This window comes from Roseofilum sp. (genome assembly GCF_982964205.1).
In genome coordinates this window covers 1-5841 of sequence record NZ_CEZBFX010000053.1, presented here as the reverse complement: position 1 = coordinate 5841, position 5841 = coordinate 1, and the positions used below count along the sequence as shown (strand labels likewise).

Here is a 5841-nt window from a genome sequence, read left to right as displayed (position 1 = left end):
ACTTCTAAGTTCACTCGTTGAGCTAAAGCGCTATATTGGCTTTCCCGATAGGCATCCAGATGGCCAACATCACACCAATACCCCTCAGCAATATAGCCATAAAGAGGTTTTCTTTGGGCGAGTAGAAAGGGAAATAGATCTTTAGAAAAATCTGCTTCTTCTTTGGGGGATAAATAGTTTAGGACTTCCGGTTCTAGGATATAAATTCCCGTATTTACGGTATCTGAAAAAACTTCACTACTTGAGGGTTTTTCTAGAAAGCGTTGAATTCGACCATCAGGCCCAGTAATCACTACGCCAAATTCTAGGGGATTGGGAACACGGGTTAAGACTAGAGTGGCAATCGACTTTTTTTGAGTGTGAAAGGCGATCGCCGCACTTAAATCGAAGTCCGTGATACAATCGCCACTGATGACTAGGAAGGTTGACCCCAGCAACTCAGATACATTCTTGACACACCCAGCGGTTCCTAGGGGTTGCTCTTCCTCAACTGCATAGGTCATTTGGATACCAAACTCCCGCCCATCTTGGAAGTGACTGCGCATCACATCAGGTAAGTAATAGAGTGTCGTAATTACTTCGCGAATGTGATGGTGTTTGAGTAAGCGGACAATATGCTCGGCGATCGGTCGGTTAAGGACCGGAACCATTGGCTTTGGAAGCTCGCAGGTTAAGGGTCTTAGCCGGGTTCCTGAACCCCCTGCCATCAGCACTGCTCTCATAAGACGCTCCTCTGGTTTAGGGAATAGGGAATAGGGAATAGGGAATAGAGTCTGCTGTGAGGAACACAGAACCAAAACCAAGTCATGGATGAATTCACTAAACTTAATAGTAGTGACGATCAACACTTATTACAATTTTGCTAAAACTGTAGCATACTCTCACGATCCTAAATGGATACTGACTGAATGTACTGAATTAGGAGCGATAACCAGATGAAGCTATTGATTGTTTTGGGACTCATCGGCTATGCGATCGGAGTTTGGAAGTTTTGGAAAGGCTATTCTCGGACAAATTTTACACCAGGATTGATGAATAAGGTTCTCCTCTCCTTGGGTTGGCCGGTGCTGGTGTTTAATGGTTCCTATCGCCGTAATTTTAGAAAGGCTCTGAAATAATGAACCATTAATCGTTAATAATTATGGGTAATGGGTAATTGGTAATTGGCGATCGCCCAACTCCCCATTCCCGGTTTCCTGTTTCCTATTCCTTCATTCCCTAGATATGACACGCTTAAGTAATGCTTCAGGTTTTGGATTACAAAATTTCTCTACAGAGGCTCTGGAGGAGCAACTAGCGGCGGTGGCACTTCGGTTTAACCGCCAATACCGAGGAGATGCTTTTGAAGTTCCGCCAGAAGTGGAAGAGATGCCGATTTTTCGGCAATGGATGAGTGGGGAGTTAACCCCGAAGATTACGTCTGAGTTTTGGCAGGTGTGTAAGCCGAAAAAGGGGCAAAAGTGCCTGGATATTGGCTGTGGGGTGAGTTTTCTGATTTATCCTTGGCGAGAATGGGATGCCTTTTTTTACGGTCAGGAGATTAGTAAGGAGGCTTCCGAAGCCCTAAATTCTCGCGGCCCTCAGTTAAATTCCAAGTTGTTTAAGGGAGTAAAGTTGGGGCCGGCTCACCAGTTAGATTACGAGCCAGGACAGTTTGATTTGGCGATCGCCACGGGATGGAGTTGTTATTTTTCTGTAGACTATTGGACACAGGTTATGGGCGCTGTGAAGCCGGTGCTGAAATCTGGGGGAATGCTCGTGTTTGATGTCCTAAACCCAGAGGTGGAATTGGCGGAAAATTGGGCCATTCTAGAGACCTATTTGGGGGCAGAAGTGGCTCTAGAGCCTTTACAGGATTGGGAAAAAGCGATCCGTGCAGTGGGAGCAAAGGTGGTTAAAAAAAGGGAGGGTGAGTTGTTCCATCTCTATGTTGTCAAGTATCCGTGAGGCGATCGCCCTAACAATGACTACAGTTTGGTTGATTGGGGGGACTTCAGAAAGTCGCCAGTTGGCTCAAGGGTTGGTGAAGCGAGGTGTGGAGTGTGTAGTAACGGTAACGACTGAGCCAGCAAGATCCCTTTATGCAACTTACCCTGGGTTAACGGTATGGGTAGGGAAGTTAAAGGGATCGAGTTTAAGTGAATTCACTCGATCTCATAATGTAAGTGTTATTTTAGATACGAGTCATCCTTGGGCGGTGAAAATTTCCCAACTGGCGATCGCCTTTTCAGAATGCTCTCAAATCCCCTATTTGCGTTATGAGCGACCCCCTGTAACTAATCATTCTAGCTCCAGTCATATCCTGACCTTAGACAGTTTTGCCACCCTGGTGAGTGGGAAATATTTGACCGATCAACACGTGTTCTTAACTGTTGGATATCAACGCTTACCCTTATTTCAACCTTGGCAACACCAGGCAACATTGTTTGCGCGAGTACTTCCTTCTGCTAAGTCAATTCAGATGGCTCAGGAAGCGGGATTTACGAGCGATCGCCTGATTGCCATCCGTCCTCCAATTCCTGAAGCTCTAGAGTTAGCCCTGTGGCAACATTGGCAAATTTCCCTGGTGGTAACCAAAGCATCAGGAGATGCAGGAGGAGAAGCCATCAAGCGTCAACTGTGCGATCGTTTGGGAATTCCATTAATTACAATCGCTCGACCGAAAATGACCTATCCCCAACAAACTGAGGATATTGAGGAGGCGATCGAGTTTTGTCTATCCCATGTCATATAGTGCTGCGTGCTAGGGAATAGGGAATAGGGAATGGGGAATAGGGAATAGGATTGTGGTACATGGCTTTGGGGGTTCAATACTGTACTCCATAACAGCACAAAGTGCTGTCTAGCGCTACGCGCTAGGGAATAGGATTACTCCATTGCCATAGCAGAGAAAGGGAGCGTTAAGATATTTTCTATTACCCATTCCCCATTCCCCATTCCCCATTGTTATAAGAAACCGGATTTCTTCAAGAAACCCGGTTTCTGTCTTGCCCAATCATCCCAAGATTTAGGATTTAGAAATTCATTTCGGCTGCTTGGACTTTCTCGAATTGTTTCTTCTTCAGAACGAGGAAGATTTGAGTAATCATAATCAGCACTAAGAAAGCAATCATGCCTTGAATACGAGTAGCATCTTGGAGAACGATTTCCGTATCAATTTGACCAAAACCACCCACATTGGGATTATTGGTTAAAGCTTGTCCGGCCGCTACTTCGTCTCCTTCAGAAACGATTAATTCAGGGCCAGCAGGAATATTGGTTACGACAGCATCTGCATCAGCCGGTTGAATGGTAACTTCATAGCCGCCATATTCAAGTTCGCTAATGCTAGAGATCGTTCCAGCGACGGAAGTGGAAGAAACCGTATTGTTGGTATTGTCTCCAGCGGGATAGACTTGACCGCGACCTCGGTTTCCACCGACATGAATGGCATATTTACCATAGTTGATGGATTTATCGGCTTTGGGATCGGGAGAGAGAACAGGGAAGACAATTTCTTGATGGTCATCACCGGGAAGAGGGCCAACCAGAATGACGTTTTCTTGGTCTGCGGTGTAGGTTTGATAATAAATGCCTTCGGTCTCTTCTTTGAGTTCTTCAGAGAGCCGATCTTCAGGGGCAATTTTAAATCCTTCAGGCAGCATTAAGACGGCACCGACATTGAGACCGCCAGGGCTGCCATCACCTAACACTTGTTGTACGCTAGTGTCGTAGGGGATGTTAACGACAGCTTTGAATACGGTGTCAGGGAGGACGGAGTGGGGAACTTCGACTTCGGTGGGTTTGGCTCCTAGGTGGCAGTTGGCGCAAACAATGCGACCGGTGGCTTCACGGGGAGTGATAGGAGCGGTTTCTTGGGCCCAAAAGGGGTAGGCTGCTGCGGGTTGGGGGTTAATGAGATCGGAGGCGGCAAAGATAGAGATTGCGGCGATCGCTACTAACACCAACCTGCGCCAGGTTGTTAAGACAGAACAGTATTTCATCAGTTATGAACAGGATGTAAACTTTATAAATTCAGCGCTTATGGAAATGGAAGAGGGGAGTTATGTCCACCAGGGGTCTTCATTGGTGCGGAAGTCTGTTTCTTCCCAGTTGCTGAGAACCACTTTATCGTCAGTGATATCGGCATGGGCTAAAGCTAAGGATAAGGGTGCGGGGCCGCGAACCACTTTACCTTCCGCATTATACTGGGAACCATGGCAAGGACAGATAAACTTGTTTTCACTTGCATTCCAAGGCACAACGCAACCCAAATGGGTACATACTGCGTTGAGTCCGTAGCTGGCTAAGGTTTTATCTTGTTGAACGACTAAATAGGTGGGGTCTCCTTTGAGTCCTTGGACGAGGGAGCGATCGCCTGCGGGATGACTGGCTAAATATTCGCTAGCTACCACATCATTACCAGCCGCGTCCTTAGCGGTTGTCCCGCCGCCAGCACCACCACTAGAAGGAGGAATAAAATAGTTGACAACCGGATAAAGAGCGCCTAGAGCGACTCCGGTTGCGGAACCAAAGGTTAAGAGGTTCATAAATTGCCGTCGTCCCATATTGGGGACATCCGCCGATCCAGAAGCTTGAGTCATCAGTTGTTTTGTTAATTGATTCACTTTCTCTTTAGTGTTTGTAGGAGGTAGTGCCCCTACTCTAAAGATGACCGCTTAAATTTTGGCCAATCCTCAGTTTACACTTTGTATGAGAGCATTATTACATTTTTTAACACCCGTTTGCGGTGAGTTTTGAAGAATTTGTCCTTTGAGGATCGGGAGCAGAAAAATGACCGGAGAAGAATTACATCAATTGTTACGGAACAAGTGGGGACGCTCTTACGATATGCAAATCCGTAGAAGCCAGGGGAAAATCTTGGTACAAATTATGTGGAAATATTTGGAGCAAGCGTCGTTCCCTTGGTCTGCGGATGAATATCTCGACCATCTGAGCCGTATTGCTTTGTATCTTCAAGACTGGGGAGCTACGGAGCAATTGCGGTCTTATATTGAACAGACTAGCGATCGTCCCCGTTTGGGTAAGGCCTTGACGTTGATCCTGGATTTGGGCGATCGCTCTTCAGAATGGATTTTGGAGGACTCTTAACGGATTTCAACGATCTTAGAGAAGTTTTGTAAGGTTGTGTGAAGTTTTACGGATTAATTGCTCTAAGCGATCCTGAATCACCATACAACAGGATAAGAGAGTTATATTAACCTGACTTTAAGAAGATGACTATAGCAACTTCGACCCCTAAACCGGAAGCCCAAACCCGAACTCGTATTCTGGCAGCGGCACAACATCTATTTGCTCGCAAAGGATATGATGGCACAACAACACGGGATCTAGCTCAAGCGGCGGGGGTGGCGGAAGGAACTTTATTTCGGCATTTTAGTAATAAGAAGGCAATTTTGTTGGAAATTGCGACTCAAGGCTGGATTGATATTTTAACGGATTTGCTCACGGAGTTAAGCGAAATGGGCAGTTATCGGGATATTGCCCAAGTAATGCGACGGCGAATGATGAGTTTGCATCGCAATGCCGATCGCATGAGAATCTGTTTTATGGAGGCTCAGTTTCATCCCGAATTGCGCGATCGCATTCAAGCTGATGTAATCGATAAAATGACGGATGTGGCAGAAGCATTTTTTCAAACGGCAATGGATCGGGGGGTTTATCGCCAGATGAATCCTAAAATTGTTGCTCAGGTCTTTTTGGGCATGTTTGTGATTGCCGGATTTAGCGATACAACGATTATTGAACCCGACGCATCTCCCCAGTCCATGCGCGAAATGGCTGAAGGGATGGCAGATATCTTCCTCCATGGTGTGTTGACGAATGGATAGGTTTTGGGGA

8 protein-coding genes are annotated in these 5841 nt (G+C 46.3%); 5 read left to right on the top strand and 3 right to left on the bottom strand.

Annotation, left to right across the window (positions count from 1 at the left end; translation table 11 throughout):
• The coding region (locus tag AC3A14_RS14100) for a nucleotidyltransferase family protein (protein ID WP_487779036.1) at positions 1-722 on the bottom strand (722 nt) is incomplete at its 3' end.
• 213 nt (positions 723-935) lie between these two features.
• Between AC3A14_RS14100 and AC3A14_RS14095 the strand changes: the two genes are divergently transcribed.
• The 3 genes from AC3A14_RS14095 (at position 936) to AC3A14_RS14085 (ending at position 2734) form a co-directional block, all read left to right on the top strand.
• On the top strand, positions 936-1118 hold the full coding sequence (locus tag AC3A14_RS14095; protein WP_271938263.1) for a hypothetical protein: 183 nt from the start codon (positions 936-938) through the stop codon (positions 1116-1118).
• A gap of 106 nt (positions 1119-1224) precedes the next feature.
• Positions 1225-1947, top strand: a complete 723-nt coding sequence (locus tag AC3A14_RS14090; RefSeq protein WP_318697894.1) for a class I SAM-dependent methyltransferase — start codon at positions 1225-1227, stop codon at positions 1945-1947.
• The gene (locus tag AC3A14_RS14085) at positions 1928-2734 is read left to right on the top strand and encodes a cobalt-precorrin-6A reductase (RefSeq protein WP_318734267.1); all 807 of its coding nucleotides are present in this window, start codon (positions 1928-1930) and stop codon (positions 2732-2734) included. The genes AC3A14_RS14090 and AC3A14_RS14085 overlap by 20 nt, the downstream gene beginning before the upstream one ends.
• Before the next feature lie 280 nt (positions 2735-3014).
• Here AC3A14_RS14085 and petA read toward each other — a convergent pair whose 3' ends face one another.
• The gene (gene petA, locus AC3A14_RS14080; RefSeq protein ID WP_318720188.1) at positions 3015-3983 is read right to left on the bottom strand and encodes a cytochrome f; all 969 of its coding nucleotides are present in this window, start codon (positions 3981-3983) and stop codon (positions 3015-3017) included.
• A 60-nt stretch (positions 3984-4043) separates the two neighbouring features.
• A complete protein-coding gene (gene petC / locus AC3A14_RS14075) occupies positions 4044-4583 on the bottom strand; it encodes a cytochrome b6-f complex iron-sulfur subunit (protein WP_413038736.1) in 540 nt (179 codons plus the stop codon).
• A 190-nt stretch (positions 4584-4773) separates the two neighbouring features.
• Here petC and AC3A14_RS14070 point away from each other — a divergent pair, with 190 nt between their 5' ends.
• Both AC3A14_RS14070 and AC3A14_RS14065 read left to right on the top strand, forming a co-directional pair.
• On the top strand, positions 4774-5091 hold the full coding sequence (locus AC3A14_RS14070) for a DUF3067 family protein (protein ID WP_318734270.1): 318 nt from the start codon (positions 4774-4776) through the stop codon (positions 5089-5091).
• A 125-nt stretch (positions 5092-5216) separates the two neighbouring features.
• A complete protein-coding gene (locus AC3A14_RS14065; RefSeq protein WP_318734272.1) occupies positions 5217-5831 on the top strand; it encodes a TetR/AcrR family transcriptional regulator in 615 nt (204 codons plus the stop codon).
• Positions 5832-5841 lie beyond the last annotated feature (10 nt).

Coding starts and splice junctions, on each gene's coding strand:
- AC3A14_RS14095 (WP_271938263.1), top strand. CDS start 936: ATGAAGCTATTGATTGTTTTGGGACTCATCGGCTATGCGATCGGAGTT.
- AC3A14_RS14090 (WP_318697894.1), top strand. CDS start 1,225: ATGACACGCTTAAGTAATGCTTCAGGTTTTGGATTACAAAATTTCTCT.
- AC3A14_RS14085 (WP_318734267.1), top strand. CDS start 1,928: ATGTTGTCAAGTATCCGTGAGGCGATCGCCCTAACAATGACTACAGTT.
- petA (WP_318720188.1), bottom strand. CDS start 3,983: ATGAAATACTGTTCTGTCTTAACAACCTGGCGCAGGTTGGTGTTAGTA.
- petC (WP_413038736.1), bottom strand. CDS start 4,583: ATGACTCAAGCTTCTGGATCGGCGGATGTCCCCAATATGGGACGACGG.
- AC3A14_RS14070 (WP_318734270.1), top strand. CDS start 4,774: ATGACCGGAGAAGAATTACATCAATTGTTACGGAACAAGTGGGGACGC.
- AC3A14_RS14065 (WP_318734272.1), top strand. CDS start 5,217: ATGACTATAGCAACTTCGACCCCTAAACCGGAAGCCCAAACCCGAACT.